The organism is Edaphobacter bradus (assembly GCF_025685645.1).
Classification (GTDB): Bacteria; Acidobacteriota; Terriglobia; order Terriglobales; family Acidobacteriaceae; genus Edaphobacter; species Edaphobacter bradus.
Genome location: NZ_JAGSYF010000002.1, coordinates 852,946 through 877,914 on the forward strand (window position 1 = coordinate 852,946; position 24,969 = coordinate 877,914).

The 24,969-nt window shown below is 60.5% G+C and carries 18 protein-coding genes and 2 pseudogenes; 14 read left to right on the forward strand and 6 right to left on the reverse strand.

All coding sequences use genetic code 11. The annotated features are described in order from the left end of the window. Window positions 1-203: 203 nt before the first annotated feature. The 3 genes from dnaA (at window position 204) to OHL16_RS09615 (ending at window position 3,727) form a co-directional block, all read left to right on the forward strand. Window positions 204-1,637, forward strand: a complete 1,434-nt coding sequence (gene dnaA / locus OHL16_RS09605; RefSeq protein WP_263366895.1) for a chromosomal replication initiator protein DnaA — start codon at window positions 204-206, stop codon at window positions 1,635-1,637. A 128-nt stretch (window positions 1,638-1,765) separates the two neighbouring features. After that, window positions 1,766-2,179: a hypothetical protein gene (locus OHL16_RS09610; RefSeq protein WP_263366896.1), complete on the forward strand. Its 414-nt coding sequence runs from the start codon at window positions 1,766-1,768 to the stop codon at window positions 2,177-2,179. 117 nt (window positions 2,180-2,296) lie between these two features. Beyond that, entirely contained in the window at window positions 2,297-3,727 is a 1,431-nt protein-coding gene (locus OHL16_RS09615; protein ID WP_263366897.1) for an amidohydrolase family protein, read from the forward strand. Between the two features lie 189 nt (window positions 3,728-3,916). Here OHL16_RS09615 and OHL16_RS09620 read toward each other — a convergent pair whose 3' ends face one another. After that, complete coding sequence (locus OHL16_RS09620) at window positions 3,917-4,570, reverse strand: NAD(P)-dependent oxidoreductase (protein ID WP_263366898.1); 654 nt, start codon at window positions 4,568-4,570, stop codon at window positions 3,917-3,919. Window positions 4,571-5,340: 770 nt separating this feature from the next. Here OHL16_RS09620 and dnaN point away from each other — a divergent pair. After that, window positions 5,341-6,501, forward strand: coding sequence for a DNA polymerase III subunit beta (dnaN, locus tag OHL16_RS09625; RefSeq protein ID WP_396127190.1), 1,161 nt, complete (start codon window positions 5,341-5,343; stop codon window positions 6,499-6,501). A 245-nt stretch (window positions 6,502-6,746) separates the two neighbouring features. Then, on the forward strand, window positions 6,747-10,097 hold the full coding sequence (locus OHL16_RS09630; protein ID WP_263366900.1) for a TonB-dependent receptor: 3,351 nt from the start codon (window positions 6,747-6,749) through the stop codon (window positions 10,095-10,097). A gap of 164 nt (window positions 10,098-10,261) precedes the next feature. On the opposite strand, the gene OHL16_RS09635 is transcribed toward OHL16_RS09630, so the two are convergent. Beyond that, window positions 10,262-12,022, reverse strand: coding sequence for a cellulase family glycosylhydrolase (locus OHL16_RS09635; protein ID WP_263366901.1), 1,761 nt, complete (start codon window positions 12,020-12,022; stop codon window positions 10,262-10,264). A 489-nt stretch (window positions 12,023-12,511) separates the two neighbouring features. On the opposite strand from OHL16_RS09635, the gene OHL16_RS09640 reads away from it, so the two are divergent. The 5 genes and pseudogenes from OHL16_RS09640 (at window position 12,512) to OHL16_RS09655 (ending at window position 16,447) form a co-directional block, all read left to right on the forward strand. Continuing rightward, a complete protein-coding gene (locus tag OHL16_RS09640) occupies window positions 12,512-13,630 on the forward strand; it encodes an SMP-30/gluconolactonase/LRE family protein (protein ID WP_263366902.1) in 1,119 nt (372 codons plus the stop codon). A 206-nt stretch (window positions 13,631-13,836) separates the two neighbouring features. Further along, the gene (locus OHL16_RS09645; RefSeq protein WP_263366903.1) at window positions 13,837-14,940 is read left to right on the forward strand and encodes a hypothetical protein; all 1,104 of its coding nucleotides are present in this window, start codon (window positions 13,837-13,839) and stop codon (window positions 14,938-14,940) included. A gap of 255 nt (window positions 14,941-15,195) precedes the next feature. Then, window positions 15,196-15,945: pseudogene (locus OHL16_RS09650) on the forward strand (hypothetical protein); the annotation flags it as partial. Continuing rightward, window positions 15,944-16,021: pseudogene (locus OHL16_RS20470) on the forward strand (hypothetical protein); the annotation flags it as partial. The pseudogenes OHL16_RS09650 and OHL16_RS20470, both read left to right, overlap by 2 nt. A 9-nt stretch (window positions 16,022-16,030) precedes the next feature. Next, window positions 16,031-16,447 (forward strand): hypothetical protein, encoded by a 417-nt coding sequence (locus OHL16_RS09655; RefSeq protein WP_263366905.1) that lies wholly within the window; start codon window positions 16,031-16,033, stop codon window positions 16,445-16,447. 93 nt (window positions 16,448-16,540) lie between these two features. Here the strand turns inward: OHL16_RS09655 and OHL16_RS09660 are convergent, their stop codons facing one another. Then, on the reverse strand, window positions 16,541-17,752 hold the full coding sequence (locus tag OHL16_RS09660) for a serine hydrolase domain-containing protein (RefSeq protein ID WP_263366906.1): 1,212 nt from the start codon (window positions 17,750-17,752) through the stop codon (window positions 16,541-16,543). A gap of 305 nt (window positions 17,753-18,057) precedes the next feature. On the opposite strand from OHL16_RS09660, the gene OHL16_RS09665 reads away from it, so the two are divergent. Further along, window positions 18,058-18,531, forward strand: a complete 474-nt coding sequence (locus tag OHL16_RS09665) for a GNAT family N-acetyltransferase (RefSeq protein WP_263366907.1) — start codon at window positions 18,058-18,060, stop codon at window positions 18,529-18,531. A gap of 15 nt (window positions 18,532-18,546) precedes the next feature. Here OHL16_RS09665 and sseA read toward each other — a convergent pair whose 3' ends face one another. Next, complete coding sequence (gene sseA / locus OHL16_RS09670) at window positions 18,547-19,398, reverse strand: 3-mercaptopyruvate sulfurtransferase (protein ID WP_263366908.1); 852 nt, start codon at window positions 19,396-19,398, stop codon at window positions 18,547-18,549. An 82-nt stretch (window positions 19,399-19,480) separates the two neighbouring features. Here sseA and OHL16_RS09675 point away from each other — a divergent pair, with 82 nt between their 5' ends. Next, on the forward strand, window positions 19,481-19,840 hold the full coding sequence (locus tag OHL16_RS09675; protein ID WP_263366909.1) for a hypothetical protein: 360 nt from the start codon (window positions 19,481-19,483) through the stop codon (window positions 19,838-19,840). Window positions 19,841-19,854: 14 nt separating this feature from the next. On the opposite strand, the gene OHL16_RS09680 is transcribed toward OHL16_RS09675, so the two are convergent. Then, window positions 19,855-22,536 carry an endonuclease MutS2 gene (locus OHL16_RS09680; protein ID WP_263366910.1) on the reverse strand — a complete coding sequence of 894 codons (2,682 nt, stop codon included), beginning with the start codon at window positions 22,534-22,536 and terminating at the stop codon, window positions 19,855-19,857. Between the two features lie 110 nt (window positions 22,537-22,646). Here OHL16_RS09680 and OHL16_RS09685 point away from each other — a divergent pair, with 110 nt between their 5' ends. Both OHL16_RS09685 and hemB read left to right on the forward strand, forming a co-directional pair. Further along, entirely contained in the window at window positions 22,647-23,192 is a 546-nt protein-coding gene (locus OHL16_RS09685; RefSeq protein WP_263366911.1) for a zinc ribbon domain-containing protein, read from the forward strand. A 171-nt stretch (window positions 23,193-23,363) separates the two neighbouring features. Beyond that, on the forward strand, window positions 23,364-24,353 hold the full coding sequence (gene hemB / locus OHL16_RS09690) for a porphobilinogen synthase (RefSeq protein ID WP_263366912.1): 990 nt from the start codon (window positions 23,364-23,366) through the stop codon (window positions 24,351-24,353). Here the strand turns inward: hemB and OHL16_RS09695 are convergent, their stop codons facing one another. Beyond that, window positions 24,354-24,887, reverse strand: a complete 534-nt coding sequence (locus tag OHL16_RS09695) for a Uma2 family endonuclease (RefSeq protein WP_263366913.1) — start codon at window positions 24,885-24,887, stop codon at window positions 24,354-24,356. Window positions 24,888-24,969 lie beyond the last annotated feature (82 nt).

The following is a 24,969-nucleotide window of genomic DNA, read 5'->3' on the forward strand; positions in this document are numbered from 1 at the left end:
TACTTGTTTTATTAATCCACTCCGCACTCCGATGACCTCGGTATCAAGCGGCGGGAATTCTGGCAAATACGGACACGTCACGACCTGCCTGATACTGGTGGGAGGGACGTCTGTTTTGCCGCTCTGACTTTTTATGGTTTCCAGGAGCTTCAACGTGCGTGCATCCGGGTTTGGAACAGGGAAGAAAATAAAAGGAAAAAAGAATGTCATTCGTTCCTACGGCAACTGCCGTACTGAATTACTGGGTCCGCATTCTCGCTGCTCTTGAAAAGAAGATCAATCGTCAGTCATACGAAACATGGCTGAAGCCGACGCGATTTTCTCATCTTGAGGGTAAGAAGCTCTTTGTGCGGGTTCCCTCTTCCGACTTTCAACATATTGGTGACCGCTATGCGGACCTGATCCAGGAGGCGATCGAGAATCTGGGTCTCGATATTGAGTCGGTTGCGTTTACAGCGCCTGATCCGGAGGCGAGGCAGCCGAAGGTCCGTGAGGACGGCGGGTTTGCGGCTGTGCCGAGCCACAGCCAGAGCGCTCCGCGGCAGAACCGACCGGGCACGCTAACGACGGGCGCGACGGCGGCGCCCGGGCCGGAGCAGTCACGGTTTGACTGGAATACGGCGGCGAATCTGAATCCGAAATATGTCTTCGACGCGTTTGTGATCGGGAGCGGCAACCAGTTCGCTTCCGCGGCGGCGCAGGCCGTCGCCGAAAGGCCGTCGAAGGCGTACAACCCGCTGTTTCTGTACGGCGGCGTTGGGATGGGCAAGACGCACCTGATGCAGGCGATCGGTCACGACGTGAAGCGCAGGCAGCCGCATGCGTCGATCTGCTATGTGAGCGGCGAGAAGTTCACCAACGAGATGATCGACTGCGTGCGGTACCAGAAGATGACGAGCTTCCGAGACAAGTTCCGCAACGTGGATGTGCTGCTGATCGACGACATCCAATTCCTCGCAGGCAAGGAGCGCACGCAGGAGGAGTTCTTCCATACGTTCAACGCGCTGCATGAGTCGATGAAGCAGATTGTGATTGCGAGCGACCGGCCACCGAAGGAGCTCGCGGACTTCGAGGACCGTCTGCGGTCGCGGTTTGAGTGGGGGCTGATCGCGGACATTCAGCCGCCTGATCTTGAGACGAAGGTCGCGATCCTGCAGAAGAAGGCGGAGAACGAGCAGACTCAGCTTCCGACGGACGTGGCGATGTTCATCGCGTCGAATGTGCGGACGAACGTGCGCGAGCTTGAGGGCGCGCTGGTGCGGCTGATCGCGTGGTGCTCGATGCACGGCGTGGAGATTTCGCTCGCGGTCGCGCAGCAGTGCCTGAAGCAGTTCATCGATACGCAGGTGCGGAAGATCACGATCGAGACGATTCAACGCACGGTGGCCGAGCAGTTCGGGATGCGCGTGGCTGAGCTGAAGCAGAAGAACAACTCGCGGCAGGTTGTGGTTCCGCGGCAGATTGCGATGTATCTGGCGAAGCAGCTCACGGAGGCTTCGCTGCCGGAGATCGGAAGGCAGTTCGGAGGCAAGCACCATACGACGGTGATGCACTCGATTGCGAAGATCGATGAGCAGCGGCGGACGGATAAGGATCTGAACCGGACCGTGAATAAGCTGATGGAGACGTTGAGTTAGGAAGTTAGCCGGTCAGCAGCTAGTGTTAGCGGAAGGGCCAACTCGTGGAGTTGGTCCTTTTTGCGTTTGGGCGTTGGAGTGGAACTCCTTGGGTATGATTGCGTATCTATCGTCGCGGAGGTCCACCAATGAGGAGGCGCACGAAAATCATTCTCGCGGTGCCACTGGTTCTCATTTCCCTACTTGCGGTCGGTGCACTCGATTACTCCGTGGACCAACGGCGAATCAAGGCTGAGGAGAAAGCTATCTACTCTGCGCAGCTCCCGCTTTATTCGAGTTTCCTGAAACCGGGGATGCAGCGTATCGATGTCGAACACGAACTTCGCAGTCGCTCCATTTCGTTCAGGCCGAATTACGAGTATGGTCAGTATCCTAAAGATGAGTTCATTCTTCTTAAAAGAATCGGTTCGCCCGTTTGGTATTGCAGTTACGAAGACATCACCCTTCAGCTCGAATTCAATTCCAGCTTCAATCCTGCGCATCCGGAGGACGACCCTCTAACCGGAATCAGCGAGTATCGCGTGCTCATTGATTGTCTTTAGAAGTGGCGCTCTTCGATAGAGCGCGAAGGACGCCACGACGGCATAAGTGATGGGGAACGGACTGACTTTGTTACAAATTTTCTTGTTTTCTCGACGAGCGCGGGATAAAGAAGGGGTATGACCTCCATTTTGCGTTCTTTCCTGATGGCTGTTGTGTGTCTGCTGGGGATGGTGATGCCGCTGGGAGCGGCGGCGCAGGCTCCGGTGAGGCTGGTCGTGACGCATGCGTACCTGTTTACGATGGCGCCTTCGCAGCGGGAGCCGTTCACCGGATACATCGCGGTAGGGGCCGATGGCAGGATCGCTGCGGTGGGCAAGGGTGAGCCTCCTGCTTCCCTGAAGACGACGACGGTGCTGGATGCGAAGGGACACTGGGTGATCCCGGGGTTCATCTCGGCGCATAGCCACCTGTGGCAGGCGGCGTATCGCGGGCTGGCGGCGGACAAGACGCTGCTGGGATGGATCGACGAGTTGTATGGCAGACAGGTCGTGCATGCCACAGATGAGGACCTGTACTGGTTCACGCTGGAGGGCGGACTCGATCATCTGCTGCACGGGGTGACGGCGGCCTACAACTTCAACTACAGCGGGCACACGCGGGCGGGGAAAGAGCTGTTTAGCGAGCAGGTGTTTCGCGGAGAGATGGAGTCGGGGATTCGCTTTGTGCATGGATGGGAGCCAGGGAAAGTGAGTGAGACCCACACGCTGGAAGTGGCGCGGGAGCAATTGAAGACGTTTCTGGACTGGACGGCGACACAAACGGCAATGAACAAAGAGCCGCAGGCGCGCGACAGGCTGCTCTCGGTGATGATCAATGGCGGGACCGCGTTCGATGGCACTGCGAAGCAGGCGGTGATGGAGGCCGCGCTGATGAAGGAGTTCAACCTTGGGAACCAGAGCCACTATCTGGAACAGCCGGAGACGCAGGTGGAGGACCGTGAAAAGATCTGGCCATGGTTCACGGACGCAGGCCTCGTGAACAACAGGATGATCTTCGGGCACTTCATCCACACGGACGCGGCGATTGTGGCGACCACAGCGAAGGCGGGCGCGGCGATGGCGTGGAATCCGCTGTCGAACGGCCGGCTGGCATCGGGCGTTGCGGATATTCCTGCGTACCTGAAGGCCGGGGTGCGCGTGGGGATGGGGGTGGATGGCGAGGCGAGCGCAGATCTGGCGGACCCGTTCGAGAATATGCGCACGGGGCTGTATGCGATTCGCGACAAGTATGAGAACGCGGGCGTGATGAGCCCGTATGACGTTCTGCGGCTGCATACGATGGGCAGCGCGGATGTCCTGGGAGTCGCGGACAAATTGGGGAGTCTTGAGATGGGCAAGATGGGGGATTTTCTGGTGATCGACCCCGGCGAACTGGGGCACGTCTTCGATCCGTATGCGACGCTGGTGTTTGTGACGAGCCAGCCGGATATCGAGCGCGTGTATGTGGGGGGCGAGTTGGTGGTGGAGCGCGGCAAGCTGGTGAAGCAGGATCTCGGCAGGGTGGAGCGCGAGGTGAAGGAGCGGGTGGCGGCTCGGAGTGTGAAATAGACCGCGATGGGCGCGCTCCGCAGAGGTCCTGATTCCCACCCTTCGCGATGAAGCTGCGAAGGATGGGGCACCAGAGCGTGGGTGGCCCTCCAGACGAACAGCAGATTCCTCGGCTTCGCTCGGAATGACAACCAGAAGGGCAACGGCGAAGGCGAGGACAACGGGACTGGTTTCCAGTTCGGCCTGGAGTCAGTAGGAGATGTAGACGCCTTTGCGGATCCATTGGGGGGAGTTGATCTGCTGGAACATGAAGGCGGCTACGTCTGCGCGGGAGATGTGGGTGGCGTTGAGGGGAAGGGCGTCGCCGTCGACGCAGCAACGGCCGCGGAGCGGTCCGTTGGTGAGCATGGGGGGCATGACCATTGTCCAGTCGAGGCCGCTAGTGGAGAGCGCCTTGTACTGGAAGACCTGCGAGGCAACGGGCCACTTGAGCACCGTCTTGTAGATGATCTTCTGGACGATCCAGCGGCGCCAGGCGGGCTGGAAGTCGAGCGAGTCGGGGAGGGCCCCGGCGGAGCCGAGCACGATGATGCGGCGAACGGGCTTGTGAGTCGTGGCGGTCTCCTGCATGGCCTGGACGATGAGGGGAACGGCGCGCTCGAGCACGTCCTCGCGGCGGAGCGAGCGCGCTCCGAGGGTGGAGAAGACGACGTCGGCGGCACGGACGGTGTCGGCGACGGCCAGGGGATCGAAGACGCTGCCGTGTACGACGCAGACGTGGCCGGCGAAGTAGGGAAACTCACGGCTGCGGACAAGCACAGTCACGTGGTGGCCTCCCTTGACGCAGCGTCTGGTGAGGAGACTTCCGGTGGCGCCGCTTGCTCCGAAGATAGCGACTCGCATAGGGGACTCCGCCGTTTGGGTTTCGGACTAATTATCCTCCGGGATTGGAGCGAGATGTGGGAAAAGTGGGCGGGCAAAGTCACTGATTTCATTTTGTTTGGGGAGCATTCCCACGGGACGCACGCAGTCTTCCCGGTGCAGTGTGGATGTGGGCTGTGAAGAAGTGGGATAAACGAGGGCGCAATGCGTAGGGTGGTCCCGGCGATCCGAAGTTTGCGAGATGGAGGGACGAGTTTTCTAAAACCGGGACGGTGGGTAAATTCATGCAGCGAAAGAAGATGGGAAGGTTATCCACTTTTCAGCAGCGAACGGTTAAGGCTACGGGGAATCTATAGAGTTTGAGTACTTAACTAGTCTTTAAAACTCATCGCGTCCCGTCTTGACATTGGTGGTGGTCCGGTCTGGGTTTTGGGCGGCCGGGGCGATTGTGCCTTTCCACCCATGCCGCGATGAGGAGGCGGCGTGAAGGGGGCACCCGAGCAGGAGTGGCGGCCTTGGGGAAACAGCAGAGTCCTCCGCTGCGCTTCGGAATGCCAACCAAAACGACATCGGGAGGGAGAGCCACACAATGGACGTGCTTTCCACAAAGATTTGTGTCGCATGGGGGACGGGTGTGACCCTAGAATCAAGCAGGCGAGTGATGCCGGCGCAGAGGAGCCTGGTTGTGCTCTGCACGCAGAGCACGATTCGGTGTACAGTTTGGCCAGCAACCCCGAATGCCAACGACGGAGAGAACCACAGTGACGACGACCGCTACCCAGGAGTCCGAGATGACCGCAACCGCCCCCACGGGCAACCTCGAGATCACCGTTTCACGCGCGGAGCTTCTGCGCGAGCTGACGGCGGCGCAGTCGGTGGTGGAGAGAAAGACGACGATTCCGATTCTGTCGAACTTTCTGTTTGAGGCGACGCAGAGCGAGAGCGGCGACCGGCTGGCGATTACGGCGACCGATCTGGACCAGAGCATGCGGACGAGTTGCGCGGCGAAGGTGAAGAAGCCGGGCGCGTGCACGATTCCGGCTCGCAAGCTGTACGACTACATCAAGCTGCTGCCCGAGGGCGAGATCTCCATCAAGCTGATGGACAACCACTGGGTGCAGATTCGCGCGGGGCGCTCGAACACGAAGATGGTGGGGATGGCGCGAGCGAACTTCCCGCAGGTCCCGGAGTTTCCGGCGTCGGGCGCGGTGAAGATCTCGGTGGCCGCGCTGAAGGACATGATTGCGAAGACGATCTTCGCAATCTCAAACGAAGAGAGCCGCTACACGCTGAACGGCGCGCTGCTGGTGCTGAAGGCGGAGTCGATGGCGATGGTGGCGACCGATGGCCACAGGCTGGCGCACATCGAAAAGCTGGGAGAGACGCTGGAGGGCGTGAGCGGCGAGAAGAAGACGCTGATTCCGCGAAAGGCGCTGAGCGAGCTGGCGGGGCTGCTGTCGAATACGGAGGCCGAGACGCTGGAGTTCGGCGAGGACGAGCAGACGCTGTACTTCCGTGTGGGCGGACGTGTGCTGACGAGCCGCAAGCTGACGGGGCAGTTCCCGAACTACGAGGCCGTGCTTCCGCGGGACAACAACAAGTTTGTGATCGTGCGCTCGGAGGACCTGATGGGTTCGATCCAGCGCGTGGCGCAGTTTGCCGATGAGCGCTCGGGCGCGATCAAGATGCGGCTGGAGCAGAATGAGCTGAAGCTGTCGTCGTCGTCGTCGGAGGCGGGCGAGTCGGAGGACTCGATTGAGACTCCGTATAACTACGATCCTCTGGTGGTGGGGTTCAACAGCCAGTACCTGCTGGACTTTCTGAAGGCGACAGGAAACACCGGCGAGGTCAGGCTGGAGTTCAAGGACGCGCAGAGCGCAGGACAGATGCGGCCCGAGGATGGGAATGAGGATGTGAAGTACCGGTACATCCTGATGCCGATGCGGATCTGAGTGCTGCGCGTAGGACCACAAAGAAGCGCCTTCGGCGCGAGAGACAATGCAAAGGCCTGGCTTAATGATGCCGGGCCTTTTCGTGGTTGGTTGTGTTTTCTCTTCGATTCACTTCTCATTCATTCTCCATTAACTCCTTCCAGTTAGCGTTGACGTATCCGACAACCGACACGATACCCAGTCTGGGTCTTCATCATTTTTAGGAGTGGTCGGAACTCCCTTAACTCCCGAGGCTACCTCACACAATGAGAACTCAATCGTTCTGTCACCGCGCCCTTGTGGCCGTGGTCTGCATTCTGGCCGGCCTGATCCCCGCGCACGCTCAGATCAATACCTCGAGCCTCACAGGTCTCGTTGTCGATCCCAGCGGAGCCGACATCGCGCACGCCACCGTCACAGTCACAAATAAAGAGACCGGTCTGACCCGCACGGACGAGACAGATGGCGCCGGCTACTATAACTTCCCATCACTTCCAATCGGTCTTTATACCGTCTCCGTTAAAGGCGCCGGCTTCGCAGGCATGAGCGAGGAGGTCCAACTGGACGGCGCCCGGAAGGGCCGCCGCGACTTTACGCTGCGGGTCGGCTCTTCGCAGGAGACGGTCAGTGTGAGCGCCGACGGCAGCACGCTTTCGCCAGACGACGCCTCCATCAGCACGGTGATCACCAGCGACGTCATCCAGCAGACGCCGCTCTATCAGCGCAACTGGGACGACCTTCTTCGCACGGTTCCCGGTGTGCAGATCAATCGCTTCACGCAGCAGAGCGGCGCCACCAGCGCTGGACGCACCGGCAGCTTTAATGTCCACGGCGTCCATTCGCTTCAGAACAACTTCATCCTCGATGGCATCGATAACAACACCATCTCGGAGAACGTTCAGGAGCTGAGCACGCAGGCCGCGCATCCCTCGGTTGACACAATCCAGCAGTTCACAATTGTCACGAATCCCTACTCGTCCGAGTATGGCCGCGCGCCCGGAGCTGCTCTCTCAGTCAACACGAAGGGCGGCAGCAACGACTTTCATTTCCTTGCGTTTGAATATCTGAGAAACGACTTCTTCGACGCGACGGACTACTTCACCAAACGCCAAAAAGTCCGCAAGGCGCAAAACAATCAGCATCAGTTCGGCGGAAGCGTCAGCGGACCCATCATCCACGATCACCTGTTCGCGTTCTTCAACTACGAAGGCACCCGCATCAAGCAAGGCGTCTCGCGCACCTCGACCGTGCCTCTGCCGAATGAGCGCATCGGCGACTTCAGTCCCGCTACCGCGGCTTTACTCGGCCTGAAACCATATCCCACTATCTACGACCCCCAGACGAACCAACCCTTCGCCAACAATAAGATTCCCTTTGCGCGGCTCGACAAGGCCGTCCAGGGGATCATCGCCCTCTTTCCGCAGCCTAACAAGCCGGGCCAGCTCAATAATTACTTCCGCAACGCCGGCCTGAGCGACAACAACGACAGCTACGACGGCCGCGTTGACTGGATCGCCTCCAAAGCCGACACAGTTTTCGTCCGCTACAGCTACATCAACCGCTCCCGCTTCATCCCCGGCAACTACGGAGGCATCGCCGACGGCACCACGACCTCGGCGTTCGGCCGCCAGAAGATTTACTCCCACAGCGCAGCCATCGGCTGGACCCACATCTTCACTCCCAACGTTCTCAACGAGTTTCATCTGGGCTTCATCCGAAATCGCTCGCTTGCCCAGCAGGATCCGTTCGGCCTGAATGCTGCGGACGAGTTTGTTCCCGGTATCCCCAACAACCCAGCTGTCGCCGGTGGCGTGCCGTTGACACAGTTCTCCAACTTCACCTTCATCGGCTCGCCCGACTTCCTTCCCAAATCGCAGACGCCGCAGCAGGTCCAGACGGTCGACACGGTCTCACTGGCGCTGGGCAAGCACACGCTCAAGCTGGGCGGCACGGTCTACGCTCCTATGCGCAACATCTTCCAGGATGAGCCCGGCGCTCGGGGCGATCTCAACTTCACCGGCATCTTCAGCTGCCAACGCGGTGGCGCGAACAATCAGTGCGTTGCAGGTGGCCTCTCTTACGCGGACGGACTGCTCGGTCTCGCTCAGTCGACGCAGCTGACCAATGTCCACTTCGTGGACCAGCGGCTCTGGATGGTCTCGGGCTTCGCTCAGGACGATTGGAAGCTGCTGCCGAACCTTACCGTCAACCTTGGGCTCCGCTACGACTTCGCCAGCCCGGCCCTGGAAGGCAAGAACCAGCAGGCCAACTTCGACCCCAATGCCAACGGGGGAGCAGGCGGGCTGGTCTTAGCCAAGAGCGGGTCTCTGAAGGACCGCGCGCTGATCAACCCGAACTACAAGAACTTCGGCCCACGCTTCGGCATCTCCTACTCTCCCGATGCGAAGACTGTCATTCGGGCCGGCTACGGCTATTACTACTCAATGTTTGAGCGTTTCGGCAGCGAGAACCAGCTTGCGCTCAACCCACCCTTCCTCATCAACAAGACGCCGGCGGTTGCCTCGAACTCCACGACTCCGGCTCTGATTGCCCAGAACGGCTTTCCCTCAAACTTTCTGGATCCGTCGACGATCGACCTGACGCATCTTCAGTCCTTCCATCTCCGCACCATGAACCCACATGCGCCTGCTCCAAACGTGCAGCAGTGGAGCTTCGGGGTGCAGCGGGAGCTTCCGGCAAAACTGACTGCCGAGATCAACTACGTCGGCACGAAGTCCACCCATCTCGACGTCATCCGAGATCTCAACCAGCCCAGCATCGCCGCCCCTGGCGCACCGAGCAAGGTTCCTTTCGCTAACTTCGGCTACATCGAATACACCAACTCGATCGGATTCGGAAACTACAACGGCCTTGAGGCGACGCTAACCCGTCGCTTCAGCAATGGCTTCAGCTTCCGCACGGCTTACACCTACTCCCACAGCCTTGACAACACTCCGCAGGAGCTCGAGAGCAACTCAGGAGCGCCGCCGGACGGCAGGAACTACGGCGCCTGGTACAGCAACAGCGACTTCGATATCCCGAATCGCTTCTCCGCCAACTACCTCTACGAACTTCCGTTCGGCAAGGGCAAGACCTTCGCCAGCCACGGAGTTCTCAGCGCCATCCTCGGTGGCTTCCGTACCTCGGGCGTCCACACGTTCTACAGCGGCCATCCCTTCACCATCAACGGAGGCGGTACGCTCGCTACCGCGCTGGATCCCTACGGTCAGGCGACTGCGACTTTGAACGTAATCGGCAAACCCACGCTCGTTCACAGTCCGGACTGCTGGTACTTCGCTTCGAAGAATGGAGCCTGCGCCACGCTTGCCCCGAACGCCACGAATGCGTTTTCGCTCCCCGCCCCCGGCGTCATTGGGAACAGCGGTCGCAACACGCTCCGTGGTCCGCACACGAACGTCTTCGATGCGGCGCTGCTGCGCGAGTTCCCCATCCGCGAAAAGGCCAACGTCGAGTTCCGTTGGGAGGTCTTCAACGTCGGCAATACACCTCTCTTTGGCCAACCGAACAACAACTTCTCCAGCGGTGCGGCCGGCCAGATCACGACCCTTTCGGGTGACCCGCGCGTGATGCAGCTCGCCCTCCGCCTCTCCTACTAACAGTTCCACTAACCGAGGCTGGATGCTGCGTTCCTCAGCAGTGTCCAGCCTTTTCTCTTGCTACTTCGCTTCCTGATGCAACGTCATGGCAAGCTGCTATCAAGGCAAAGAGCCACCCATATTTCAATGGGTGGCTCTCAAAAATCGTCTGGGGATGCGGACGATCAAGGCTGCGAGGAAAGCTGGAACGACTGCGCTGCCGTGCCGTTGCAGTCGTAGATCTGCAATTGCACGCCATTCGCGGTTGAGGCTCCGGGCACGTCGAGACACCTTCCGCTGCCCACGCCAACAAACTTATACCTGCCGTTGCCAAGCGAGACCGGCATCCATTGCTGGTTTGAACCTCCTCCGTAGCTCCACAGCTGCAGCAAGCTGCCATTCGATGTTCCCCGGTTTGTGACGTCCCATACCTCACCGGGGGCGTTCCGGTTCACAATGCTGTAGATTCCGTTTCCCTGCGACTGGAATTGCCACTCCTGGTTGTACTGCTGGTTGCCGCAGCTCCACTGTTGCACGATGGTTCCATTCGTGGTGCCCCAGCCTGCGGCATCGACACACGATCCGCTGTTCTGGTTCACGACGTTGAACCAGGAGCTGGTGCTCACACTTGCTCCGTTCACATTTCCGCTGAGGCCGATGGATGTATTCAACGTAAAGCTATTCGTCGTGGCCCACTGCTGCCAATCTGCAGCAATCGTCGACGACGAGTCGCTGGAGATGTTTGGCGTTGGCGGCCAGTAGCTCGGATCGTAAAAACCCCAGCTGTCCGGATTCAGTCCATGGGTCGCCTTGTACGCCCACATTGTCCAGCTCAGGCCGGCCTGGTTCCACGCATTCACGGAAAATTGCCATGCGGCCGGGTAGCCAAAATCGTTGAACTCGCCGATATAGCCGGGAACGTTATAGCTGGCGTGGTTATTGAAGTCATTCACCTGGTTCGTCGCGCCCTGCTCTACTTGCGCTTGCGATCCGTTGAACTTGTACTCGTGCATTTCGTAGACGACATTCGTCCACCCGTTCTGGGAGGGGTCGGGCAACATGCTCCAGTTCCAGTTACCGAATGCTCCTTCCATGAAGATGATGTGCGAAGGGTCTGCAGAGCGGACACTCTGGTACAGGCTGTTGTAGGCATTGATGACTGCACTGTTGTTGGGCGCACCTGTTGGCTCGTTGATCAGGTCATAGCCGGCAACCGTTGGATTCCCCTTATAGTGACTCGCAATCTGCCACCACATCCAGGCAGTGTTTCCCTGGTCGTTGCCGTTCGTCCAATACTGATTCTGATTTGCCTGGCCGGTATCGTCGGATGTGCTCTGCCCGCCGACCACTCCGTGCATATCGATGATCACGTAGAGTCCGCGCGCGCCTGCGGCGTTGACGAGCCAGTCGAGCATATCGAAGGCATCCGACCGCCAGCCTGAGTTAGAGACGTTATTCAGGAGGTAGAACTGTCCCCACCACACCGGGACCCGCACGACGTTGAATCCAGCGTTCTTGATGTTGTCCAGGTCCGTGGTCGTGATCCAGTTCTGCTGGTATGTCTTGATCAGGCTCTGCTCAGTTGCCACGCCAAAGCGGTTGTCGAGCTCCTGCATCACGCTAAATGTATCGGGAAGCGAGCCGCTATCGAGCGGGCACATCCACTTTTCCATGATGAACCATCCGCCCAGATTCACTCCCATCAGAGGAACCTTCTGGCCGCTTGCATTCACAATGGAGCGGCCGCTGGTTTGCAGCATACTGAGCTGCGCGGATGCCTTGTCAGCACCCATTGCTGTCAGCGCCAGGACTGCAGCAAGAGTGAGGAGCATTCGACGTAGTGGCCGAAGGCTGTCTTGCCCCTTCGGGGTGTGGACGGTTTGAGTGTTGTGAATGGCTCGGGGGCGAACACAGTTGATACCTGTGCAGTCGATGCGTAGATGCATGTGGGCGACCTCAAAATAGAAGTTTGTGTCAGTGCGAACACCACTGGGACACGCGAGGGGTTATGCGTGCCTTCGTGTGGTGTCTGGAAGGCCCGTTTGCACCCACATACCTGTCCGCTGCCACTGCAAACGCAAATCCGGGAGCGAAGATCTACTCCTGATCTTCAGCGTCGCATCTTCTACCACCCATTCTAGACGGCTGTCAAACAATATTTTGTCTCCTCCCCAATAGACAAACGATTGTTCCTCTTTGCGCCGCCACCCAGGACTGATAAGCACCGCTGGGATCACTGCCACGGAAACGTCAGGCGAGGATTCCTTCGAGGGTGTAGCGAATCCCTCTGGGTCGTTCTGGCACCCGAAAAATTACAGCGTTTCGACAATTCTGTGACAACGCTCATCTGCGAAAAATCTAGACTGCTCCCCGGCGATGGGACCGCATGTCTCTGATCACGTGGAGTGGTGTCCGCGTCGCCGAGGAGGACAGATATGGAACCAAGCCGCACACTCTCCCCACGAGTCCATGTGCTGGGCCTGCTGCTATGGATCGTGGCCGCCGCCGATGGTAGCGCGCTCGCCGCAAAGAGCTCGTTCATCGGGAGCCTCAACACCGTAACCACTCTTAGCACGACCGTGCCGGCCAATGGCGACGTTAACCCGTATGGGGTTGCCATGGTTCCAGTAAGCAAGGGAAGCCTGGTTCAGGGACGGTTCCTCATCAGCAACTTCAACAACGGCTCGAACCTGCAGGGGACTGGCACAACGATTGTGCAGATTGCTCCCGACGGGACGTTCAGTCTCTTCGCCAAGATCGATGCGAGCAAGGTGTCGTGCCCCGGAGGCGTTGGGCTGACGACGGCGCTGGTGGCGCTGCGCAGCGGGTTCGTGATCGTCGGAAGTTTGCCTACGACCGATGGCACTTCGGCAACCATCGGGAGCGGCTGTCTTCTTGTGCTGGATAGCACGGGCAACGTGGTTGAGACATTTTCAGGGAACCACATTAATGGTCCGTGGGACATGACGGCTGTGGATGGCGGAGACCTCGTGGCATTGTTCGTGACCAACGTGCTGAATGGCACGGTGGCAGCAAATGGCAAGGTTGTTGATGGCGGGACGGTCGTCCGCCTGCTGCTCAGCATCTCCGAAGGAGAGGCGCCGGAGCTGCTCGATAGCACCGTCGTCGCCGACAAGTTCCCTGAGCGCACCGATCCGGCAGCGCTGGTGATTGGCCCGACGGGGGTCGCGTTTGATGGCGACACAGGGATTCTGTACGTCGCGGACAGTCTGGATAATCGGATTGCGGCGGTTCCCGATGCGTTGTCTCGGAGCAGTGCCTCCAATCGCGGCCAAACGGTGTCTCAGGGCAGGGCGCTCAACGACCCGCTGGGACTTGCGTTCACGCCGAACCATCACCTTGTGGCCGCGAACGGCAATGACGGCAACCTCGTTGAAGTCGATCCGCAAAACGGCATCCAGGTTGCAGTCGTACTCGTCGATAACACCGGAGGCCCACCGCCGGGAGCAGGCGCGCTGTTTGGTCTGGCTGCGGACTCTGATGGCGTCTATTTTGTGGATGACGCCTCGAACACGTTTAACCTGCTTCACTGATCCTGAGTGCGAGGCTTAACACCGATCAGCTCCGATTAAGAAGAGACAAGTAACGAAACAAGCACAGTCTTGCGGCCGAAGCCATTCGTGTCGCAGATTGTGCTTGCCGAAGTTAATCAGGATTGTGTGGGCTAGCGTACAGCGGGAGGCTGCCGCGCGGAATATTCTGTTTTCTTCCCTTCGTGTGCACTCCGGATGCGGACTCCATGCAGGGCGGTTCCCCTTTATCCATCGCCTCTGAAAGGAATTCATTTATGGAATCTCCATGGAAGCGATTTGGCAGCAGTCACTACCTTGGCCGCATCTTCATTGTCCTGACCCTGCTTTGTGTCGCCGCATTGCAGCCTGCCTCTGGCCAAAGTTGCACGATTATTAAGGATCTAGGCACTCTCCCCGGCGGCCGATCGAGCTTAGCTCATGGCATCAACGACCGCGGCCAGGTGGTCGGCGAAGCGACCACATCGAGCAGCACCTTCTCATTCCATGCATTTTTATTTGACAACGGCGCGATAAGAGACCTTGGCACTCTCCCCGGTGGCCAATTCAGCATCGCTTATGGCATCAACGACCACGGCCAGGCGGTTGGCTTTTCGAATACAGTGAGCGCATTCGCTCATGCGTTTTTGTTTGAAAACGGGGCGATGGCCGACCTTGGCACTCTCCCCGGTGACAGCTCCAGCCAGGCTTTGGGCATCAACAACCGCGGCCAGGTGGTCGGCTTTTCGAGCAGCGCGAGCGGGGTGTCCCATGCTTTCTTGTTCGACAACGGGGTGATGAAAGACCTCGGCACACTCCCCGGTATCAACTCCAGCCAAGCTACCGGCATCAACAACCGCGGCCAGGTGGTCGGCTTTTCGAACACGGGTAGCGCAATCGCCCATGCTTTTTTGTTTGACAACGGGGTGATGAAAGATCTTGGCACTCTCCCGGGTGGCAACTTCGGCCAAGCTACCGGCATCAACGACCGCGGCCAGGTAGTCGGCGCCTCGAACACCGCTAACGGGGGGGCGTCCCACGCTTTTCTATTTGACAACGGGGTGATGAAAGATCTCGGCACACTCCCGGGTGGCAACTTCAGCCAAGCTACCGGTATCAACGCCCGCGGCCAGGTGGTCGGCTTTTCGAACATCGCGAGCGGGGGCTCGTTCCATGCTTTCCTGTTTGACAACGGGGCGATGGTCGACCTTGGCCCTCTCCCTGGTGGCACATTCAAGCTAGCGAACGGCATCAACATTCGCGGTCAGGTGGCCGGTGACCTGGTCACTGCGAGCGGGTCTGGTCACGCTGCCATCTGCACACTTACCCCTTGAAAAGTCATCACGATGGAAGGGGGACACTGCCGCCTCTCCAGCGGTGGGGCCGGCCGCACCCTCGTCTGTGGTTACCGAAGTTCGTCAGGGTTGTGTGGGCTGGCGTACATCCGGAGGCTGCGGTCCGGAATACTCTGTTCTTCCCTTCGTGGCGCATTCCGGAACGCGAAGACCTATCGACCGTTGCTGGAAATGTGATGCGACGCAGGGCGGCTCCCCTTTACCCATCGCCTTTACTCTTGAAAGGAGTTCATCATGGAATCCCCATCGAAGCGCTTTAGCAGCGGCCACTACCTTGGCCGCATCCTCGTCGTTTTCGCCCTGCTTTGTGTTGCCGCATTGCAGACAGCCGCCGGCCAAAGTTTCACCATCAAGGATATAGGCACTCTCCCCCATGGCTTCTTCAGCGTCGCCAGGGGCATCAACGATAGCGGCCAAGTGGTCGGAGAGTCGGAGACTAACGGGTTATTTCAACCACATGCTTTCTTGTTTGAAGACGGACCGATGGTCGACCTCGGGCTTCTCCCAGGTGCTGACTTCAGCCAGGCGAATGCCATCAACAACCGCGGCGAGGTGGTCGGCTTTTCGGGCGCCACGGCTTTATTCGAAGATCCAGTTTTGATTGACCATGGAGTGATGATCAATCTCGGTACCCCCGGTGAGAACAACGCTACCGCTACCGGCATCAACGACCGCGGCGAGGTGGTCGGCTTTTCGCCCACCGCGAGCGGGAAGACGCATGCTTTTTTGTTTAGGGATGGGGCGATGGTCGACCTCGGGACTCTCCCCGGTGGCAGCTTCAGCTTCGCTACTGGCATCAACGATCGCGGCCAGGTGGTCGGCTATGCGGACACCGCGAGCGGGAAGACGCATGCGTTTTTGTTTGAAAACGGGGTGATGGTCGACCTCGGGACTCTCCCCGGCGGCAACGTCAGCGGCGCGACCGGTATCAACAACCGCGGCAAGGTGGTCGGCTTTTCGTCCACCGGGAGCGGGGAGACGCATGCCTTTTTGTTTGAANACTGGCATCAACGATCGCGGCCAGGTGGTCGGCTATGCGGACACCGCGAGCGGGAAGACGCATGCGTTTTTGTTTGAAAACGGGGTGATGGTCGACCTCGGGACTCTCCCCGGCGGCAACGTCAGCGGCGCGACCGGTATCAACAACCGCGGCAAGGTGGTCGGCTTTTCGTCCACCGGGAGCGGGGAGACGCATGCCTTTTTGTTTGAAGACGGGGTGATGGTCGACCTGGGCACTCTCCCCGGTGGCAACTTCAGCAGCGCTGCGGGCATCAACGACCGCGGCCAGGTGGTCGGCTTTTCGTCCACCGCGAGCGGGAATACGCACGCGTTCTTATTTCACGACGGGGTGATGGTTGACCTCGGCACTCTCCCCGGTGGCAACTTCAGCGAGGCTCTCGGCATCAACAACCGCGGCCAGGTGGTCGGCTCTTCTACGGCCACCAACCAGTTGTCCCATGCTGTCCTCTGGACACCTGCACCTTGACATGGTGACGACGATTAGGAGGACACCTAAGAGTAAGTGGCGGAGATGCTCGCGGAGGCCTGGTCAAAGTTCGCGATAGGCAATCACTGCTTCTTAGTGAGGCTTGCGCGAGGCGAGGATTGCCTCGCGCGTGTAGCCCTCCCACTCCCACGGCGTGACGGTGTCGCCGAGGATGCCTTCGAGCAGCGGGCGGAAGGCCAGCTCGCCGTTGTCGCTGTTGGTGAGGATGATCATGCAATCGCGCGTGCGCACGAAGCAGATGAGGTAGTTCTGCGCGCCGTCGCCGTGGCCCTCCTTGAAGATGGCTGGGCCGTAGCGGGTGCGCGCGAGGACGCCCCATCCCAGCGCATAGGAGAGGCCGACGACAGGGCCTTCCGCGCCCTCCGTCTCGTCGAAGGTGGGGAACTGATGCTGCGTCATGATGGCGATGTTGGGCGTGAGCATCGCGTGGAGGGCCTTGGGTGTGAGGATGTGCTGGTCTTTCTTCTCAGTCGAGAGGAGCGCAGTGAGGAAGGTGGCGAGGTCGTTGGCGGTGGTCGTCATGGAGCCGGCGGCGCGGGGCTGGGCGCGGCGCGGGTGCGAGATAAATTTTTCGTCGGAGTCGAAGCGGTCGGCGATGTTGCCGGCAAAGCTCTCTTTGTAGATGAGGCTGGTGTGGTCCATGTGGAGCGGCGTGAAGAGCGACTGCTGCATAAGCTCGTCCAACGGCTTGTTGGCGAGCTGCTGCTCGACGACGAACTGCAGCAGGTTGATCCCGTCGCCCGAGTAGGCGAATTGCGAGCCCGGGATGAAGTGGATGTGGAGCTTGTGGTCGGGCTCGAGCGAGCTGAAGTTGGCGAAGCCGGCGGTGTGGGAGAGAAGGTAGACAGGCGTGACGGTGCCGAAGAGCGGGTCGTGGGCGATCTCGGAGGCAGTGTCGCGGTAGGGTTCGTAGCTGTCGAGCGGGTGCGGCATGAGGTGCACGATGGGAATGTCGAGCGGGAACTGGCGGCTCTGCGCGAGCTGCATGACGTACGTGGCGAAGACACTCTTGGTGATGGAGGCGGCCCAGGTAGTGGTGGTGGGCTGCATGGGGAGGTCGGGGTCGCGGCTGCGCAGGCCGAAGGCGGCGCTCCAGACGAGGTGGCCGCGGTTGAGGACGGCGATCTGGGCTCCGGTGACGTGATTTTCGGCGAGGGTGCGGCGGGCGAGAGCCTCGGCGTCGGCGATGGAGATCTTTGTGCCGTCGAGGCGGCGGATGCCAGGGTCTTCGGCGCGGGATGGCAACGTCAGCAGGCAGACGAGGACGAGGAGAGTAGTCTTCATTGGGCTTCGGTCCGCTCCATGTGGATCAGGACTAGCGGTGAAATGAAAAGCAGATCCCTCCACTTCGCTGCGCTCCGGTTGGGATGACAGCTTATAGAGGGGGCGATGACTCAGGACACCAGCGTAATTCACTGGTTGGCTGGAGTTGGGAATTTATTGGAGCGGCCTCAGGGGAGGCAGCAGCATCGATTCCCACCCTTCGCGATGAAGCCCGCGAAGGAATGGGCACCCGAAGGTTCGTGGCTTGCGAGTCGGGTATTCCTGCTGCAGTGACTTGCATGTGCTGGGTGTGAGAGAACGGAAGGATGAGTCTGGCAGAGGGGCTTACGATACGGCGCGCGTCGGTCGAAGATGCGGCGGTGATTACGGCGCATCGACGGGCTATGTTCAAGGAGATGCGGTCGGCTGGCGAGGCTGCGCTCGATGAGATGGCAGCGAGGTTTGGGCCTTGGGTTGAAGAGAAGCTTGCAGCAGAAGAGTATCTGGGCTGGTTTGCGATTGCGGCGGATGGCGCGATTGCGGCGGGTGCGGGGCTATGGTTGATGGATTGGCCTCCGCATGTGGTGGGACGTGCGAAGCGGCGGGGGTATCTGCTGAACGTCTACACGGAGAAGGCGTTTCGGCGGCGCGGATTGGCGCGGCATCTTGTGGAGGTGGCGATGACGTGGTGCTACGAGCATGATGTGGATACAGTGGTGCTGCATGCGAGCGATGCCGGACGGCGGATGTATGAGGAGATGGGATTCCGGGCTACAAATGAGATGAGGATTGTGTTGTAGTGCCGACGTCGCGAGCTAACTGGTTTTCTCGATCTTTGCTTCTGGGTGCTGGGCGTACTCGGCCCAGGAGCCGTCGTAGAGGGTAACGCGCTTTGCTCCGACGACCTCGAGACCGAGCGCTACTACAGCGGCAGTAACGCCGGACCCGCACGTGGTGGTTATCGGCTGTTGCAGGTCCACCTTCTTTGAAGAGAAGATCTCGCGCAGTTTTTCGGGCGACTTGAGGCGGCCCTCTTCGACCAGCTCGGTGAAGGGCACGCTGGTCGCTCCGGGCATGTGGCCGGAGCTTATTCCGGGGCGCGGCTCGGGGGCTGCTCCGGTGAAGCGTGCGGCAGAGCGGGCGTCGAGAATCTGGGTGTGGCCCTGTGTGTGTTCGGCGATCATCTGCTGGACCTGGGCGAAGTCTTTTACAGCATCGTGGTCCAGTTTTGCGTGGAAGGTTGCTGCGGGGCGATGGACTTCGCCGGACGCGGTGGGAAGGCCGGCTGCGATCCAGGCGTTTAGTCCTCCGTTGAGGATGTGGACGTTTTGCGCTCCGAAAGTGCGGAGCATCCACCAGGCGCGAGGCGCGGAGAAGACGCCATCCTGCTCGTAGATGACGATGACCGAGTTGTCGCCGATGCCGAGGGCCGACATGCTGCGCGAGAAGACTTCGGGTTGGGGCAGCATGTGGGGCAGCGATGTGGAGTGGTCCGAGTGCTCGTCGATGTCGAAAAAGATCGCGCCGGGGATGTGTTTGGCGACGTAGCGCGAGCGCGTATCGACTGGGGGCGTGACGCCGACGGGCGGGAGTGTGGCGTCGAGGACTACGGTGTTTTGATCTTGGAGACGGTCGGCAAGCCAGGCGGGTTCGACGAGAGGGCTCATAGAACTAGGTTAGTTTACATTTCGGCTAACCTTAGGTGTTGGAGTGCTACTTACATCGTTGAGAAGGACCATTATTTGCCATATGACTAAGACTCGTAATCCCAAATGGACAGAAGACGAACTCATTCTGACCCTCGATGCTTACCTTGACATGCGGACGTCCGATATCTCTGCAAGCAATCCAAAAATAGTGGCGCTTAGTGAAACCCTCAATGCGCTTCGTTCTGCAGACAAAGTCGACGACAAATTTCGGAATCCAAATGGGGTCGCTTTGAAAATGCACAATTTTTCGCAGTACGATCCATCCAGGACGGCGCGCGGGATGAATCATGGAGGCCGATTAGATAAGGTCATTTGGGATCGATTTGAAGGAAAAAGAGCCCAATTGCGCAAAGCGGCCGATCTCATACGCTCTAAGCTTGCACAAGTCTCAACTCTCTAGACCCTAATTCAGAATTACTGCCGAAGCTCGACTTCGGTCGCCCCTTGGCCGCCCTGGTTTTGTGGCGGCTCGGTGACGTTGGCTACGTGGGGGTGGTTGCGGAGGTAGTCGCGCAGGGTGCGGCGGAGGATGCCCATGCCGGTTCCGTGGACGATGCGGATGCGTGGGAGGCCAGCGAGGAAGGCGCGGTCGAGGAAGCGCTCGACCTCGTCGTGGGCCTCGTCGGCGGTGCGGCCGATGACGTTAATCTCTGAAGCCGTGTAGTCGGGGTCCTGCGCGGTGGAGACGGTGACGCCGCCGCGTTTGCGCGCGGCTTCGAGGGGTGTGACTGATTTGACCTGCTCCACTTCGGCGATGTCGTCGATGGGGACGCGCATCTTCATGGGCCCCATGGAGACTTCGAAGGTCTTTGCGTCGATCACGCGTTCGACGCGGGCCTGGCGGCCGAGCGACTTCAGCTTGACGACGTCGCCGACGGCCGCGCCTTTGACGACGTGCGGGCGCGCGTTGGGGTCGTTCCTGTCGGCTCCTGTAGTGTGGGCGACGACGGTGGAGTTGAACTGCTCGGAGAACTCGCGGCGCAGGCGCGCGAGCGTAGTGGCTGAGTTGCGCGCGATCTTCTGCGAGAGTGCCTTGTCGTCGATGGACTTCACCGTCTCTCGGATCTGGTAGGCGAAGTCTTCCATCAGCGAGTTGAGCTTGGCCTCGAGCTCTTTTGTGCGGGCCTTTTGTTCGGCGCGGCCCTCGGTCTCGAGGCGTGCGCGGTCGCGTGTGAGCTGCGCTTCCCTGAGGCGGAGCGAGTTGCGCTCTTCTGTTGCGGCGGTGAGCTGCGAGTGGAGCTGGTCGAGGAAGGCTCCGATGTCGGCGGTCTGGGTGGTGAGTTGGGCGCGTGCGGCTGCGATGATCGCGGGTGAGAGGCCGAGGCGCGCGGCGATGTTGAGGCCGGCAGAGGCTCCGGGGACTCCGAGGCGGAGCTGGTAGGTCGGAGTCAGGGTCTGGGCGTCGAAGCCGACGGCGGCGTTCAGGACTCCGGCGTGGTTGGCGGCGTAGACCTTGAGCGAGGTTAGGTGCGTGGTGATACAGCACCATGCGCGGAGTTGGAGGAAGTGCTCGGCGACGGCGACCGCGAGGGCCGCGCCTTCTTCGGGGTCGGTGGCTGAGCCGAGTTCGTCCAGCAGAACAAGTGAGGACGAGGTCGCTTCGCGCGAGATACGGTCGAGGTTGACGACGTGCGCGGAGAAGCTGGAGAGGTTGCGCTCGATGGACTGCGCGTCGCCGATGTCGGCGAAGATGGCGGTGAAGAGCGGGAGCTTCGCCTCTTCGGCGGGAACAGGGACTCCGGCCTGCGCCATGAGCGAGAGCAGGCCGACGGTCTTGAGCGAGACAGTCTTGCCGCCGGTGTTGGGGCCGCTGATGATGAGCTGGCGCGCATCGTTGGGGAGCGTGAGGGTCAAGGGGATTGGCGATGCGCCTTTGTCCTCGGCCTGCATGCGGAGCTCTAGGAGTGGGTGCCGGGCTGCGGTGAGGGAGAGTTGTGGTTCTTCCTTGGTATCCTGCGAACCCACCTTAGCGCCTTCGGCGCGAAGGTGGGGCACCCGTTCGTCAGTGGCTCCGTTAGCGAAGACGGGGCGCGTGCAGCGGAGGTCGATGGCGAAGCGGGCGCGGGCGGTGTGGGATTCGACCTCGGCGAGGATGGCAGTGCCCAGGTAGATGGCTGTGGCGCTTGCCGCGAGGGCGCGGGTGAGGGCGACGAGGATGCGGTGGATCTCGGACTGCTCTTCGTCGAGCAGGCGGACGAGCTCGTTGTTCTGCTCGATGGTGTCGAGAGGTTCGACGAAGACTGTCTGACCGGAGGATGACGAGCCGTGGATGACGCCGGGGACCTTGCGCTTGAACTCGGCGCGGACGGGGATGACGAAGCGTTCTCCGCGAATGGTGATGAGGGAGTCCTGTGTGCTGCCGTCGTCGGTCAGCTTGCGGAGCGAGCGGCGCAGGCTCTCTTCGATGGCGCGGTGCTGGCGCTCCATGGCGCGGCGGATACGGCGGAGCTCGGGAGACGCGTCGTCGGAGAGTGAGCCGTCGGGCTCGATCTTGCCGCGGAGCTGGTTGAGGAGCGGGTTGAGATCGTGGGCGCGGAGGGGTGCGGAGAGGGCAGCGATTCCAGAGGGAGGTCGTGTTTCGTGGCGGGGATAGGTCGTACTATCCCACCCTTCGCGATGAGACTGCGAAGGATGGGGCACCCGGGCATCGTGCGAAGAAGAAGCAGATTCCTCCGCTCCGCTACGGAATGACAACAAAGACGGATTGGAGGCGTCCCCCGATTTTGTGGTGGGGAAGATTAGGTTTCGCCAGGCACTGATGCGCTCGACGACGGTGAGGAGCGAGAGGATCTCGAGGGCCTCGAGGGCGGCTCCGTCGATGCGGGCCTTGTCGAGGAGCTCGGTGGGGTCGAAGAGGCCGTGGAAGTCGTACGTGCCTCCCGCAGCAAGAAAGGACTGCATCTCCTGCGTGCGCTGGTGTTGGGTCTCGATCCAGGCGAGATCGGCGGAGGGCGTGAGGGCGAGCGTCCAGGCGCGGCCGACGGGGCTCCACGTGCGGCCGGCGATGTGATCGCGGAGGCGGGGCCACTCGAGCGCGGCGGCGCTGGCTTCGGCGAGCGGGGAGGGGATACTCGGCAATAAATCCGGCTGGTTCACGTCTATTATCGTAATCGCGCATGGAACCGGCTGGCGCGCGCGTGCGTAGCTGAGAGTGTGGATCGGGCCCGGAAGCTGGGATGGAGTCGTAAGGTCCCCGGAGGTGGTGTATGGTCTGTCAGGCGTGCGGAAGTGTTGTCGGGCCAGAGGTTCGGTTTTGCCCGAAGTGTGGAGCGCAGGTTGCGGCTGTCGCGCCGCCGTCGCAGCCGGCCGCGGGGTATCCGCCTTATCCGCCGATGGTTGCGGCGCCGCGGGTGCAGAGGCATCTGCAGACGCTGGGGACGTTGTGGTGCATCTTCGGGGTGTACAGGATTCTGGCGGGACTGGCGGCGTTGTTCTTTGTGCGCACGATGGCGTGGCGGTACTTCGGTGGTGGCGGCTGGACGGTTGGCCGCTGGGGAGGCATGCACGGGCCGCCGTGGATGGTCATGATGCCGGTGCTCATGATGGTCTTGCTGGTGACCTCGGTGCTGGCGTTTCTGGCGGGCTATAGCCTGCTGACGCGCAGGCCGTGGGGCAGGACGCTCGCGATTATCGCGGCCATTCTGGCGCTGCTGAAGTTCCCCCTCGGGACGGCGCTGGGGACTTATACGCTGTGGGTGCTGGCCCCGGGAGTCTCGGGGATGGAGTATGACGCGATTGCGGACCGGAGCTGAGCGAGACACGACCGCGGATTGGCGCGGAGGAACGCGGATTTAAGAACAAAGACCTGACATCGATTGGCGGCAATATCACGTGAAGATATGTCGATTCTCCCCATGTCTTGGTCTTTATCCGTTTTAATCCGTGTGATCCGTGGTCGCGTCTTCTCGCCGTAGACTAGAGGCATGAACTTTCCTGTTACGCGTATGCGGCGGCTGCGCCGTACCGAGGCGATGCGGTCGCTGGTGCGGGAGACGCACCTCACTCCCGGAGCGTTGATCTATCCGCTGTTCATTTGCCCCGGCGAGGGAGTCCGCAAAGAGATCAGCTCGATGCCGGGCGTGTTCAACCTGTCGATTGACGAGGCGGTGAAGGAGGCCGAGGCGTCTGCCGCGCTTGGCATCGGAGGGTTGCTGCTGTTCGGGCTTCCGGCCGAGAAGGATGAGCAGGCAACTGGCGCGTGGGCCGACGATGGCATCGTGCAGACGGCGTTGCGAGCGTTCAAGAAGAACCGCACGCTGGATTCGCTGGTGATGATGGCGGATGTGTGTCTGTGTGAGTACACATCGCATGGACACTGCGGCGTAGTCGTGCGTGATGGCGATCATTACGACATTCAGAACGATTCGAGTGTGAAGCTGCTGGCGAAGACGGCGTCGTCGCTGGCGAAGGCTGGCGCGGATATTGTGGCTCCGAGCGACATGATGGATGGGCGCGTGGCGGCGATGCGCGAGGCCCTGGATGCGGCGGGGCTGGAGATGACGCCGGTGCTGAGCTATGCGTCGAAGTTCGCGAGCGCGTTCTACGGGCCGTTTCGCGAGGCGGCGGATTCGGCTCCGCAGTTTGGTGACCGCAGGAGCTACCAGATGGACGGCGCGAACCTGCGCGAGGCGATGCGCGAGATTGAGCTCGACCTGGCCGAGGGTGCGGATATGGTGCTGATGAAGCCCGCGATGCCGTATCTCGATGTGATCAGCGAGGCGCGGCAGCGGTTCGATGTGCCGATGGGCGCGTACCAGGTGTCGGGGGAGTACTCGATGCTTTGCGCGGCGTTTGCCAAGGGTTGGCTGGAGCCGCAGCGGGCGATGATGGAGTCGCTGCTGGGGATTCGGAGGGCGGGGGCGGATTTTATCGTGACTTACTTTGCGAAGGATGCGGCGAAGGTGCTGGGGTAACTAGCTCTGCTGCTGCATCTCGTCGAACTCTGCGAAGAGCTCTTCGAGCGCGATGCGAATGGTGGTTCCCGGCACCGAGAACGCTTCATCGGAGGGAGTCTCGAACCCTTTGCTGGAAGCGACGTACGCATGGCGGCTGAGCGGGTCGATCACCCAGACGTTGTCGACTCCCATTGCGATGTAGTCATCCACGCGCTCCTGCAAGGCGCTCAGAGTGTCGGACGGCGAAATGATCTCGATGCAGATGAGCGGTGCTGTACGGACGACATCCTCTACCGGGTCACTGCGGCGCAGAATGCAAAGGCCGGGAATCCGGAAGTGTGTTGCGGAGGTCTGGATGCGCAGCTCCGTCATTCCGACGACTCCCCAGGTTCGGCGGTTGACATTGAAGATGGTCGCTAGGAGGGCCTGCATGACTGCGTGTGGTCTATCTCCCACGTTTCTCTCCCTCAACTCGCCGTCGATGTAGTCGCGGTCGGGCCTGTAGGTGGTGCTTAGGTACTCGCTGACCGGGATAAGCGTCGCGCCCGCCATGGCACAGTATCGCGCAAGTGTGGCGCGGTTGCCAGCGAATGTTTCCGGCGGCTATCTTCGAAAAGAGCGCGCGAAAGAAGGA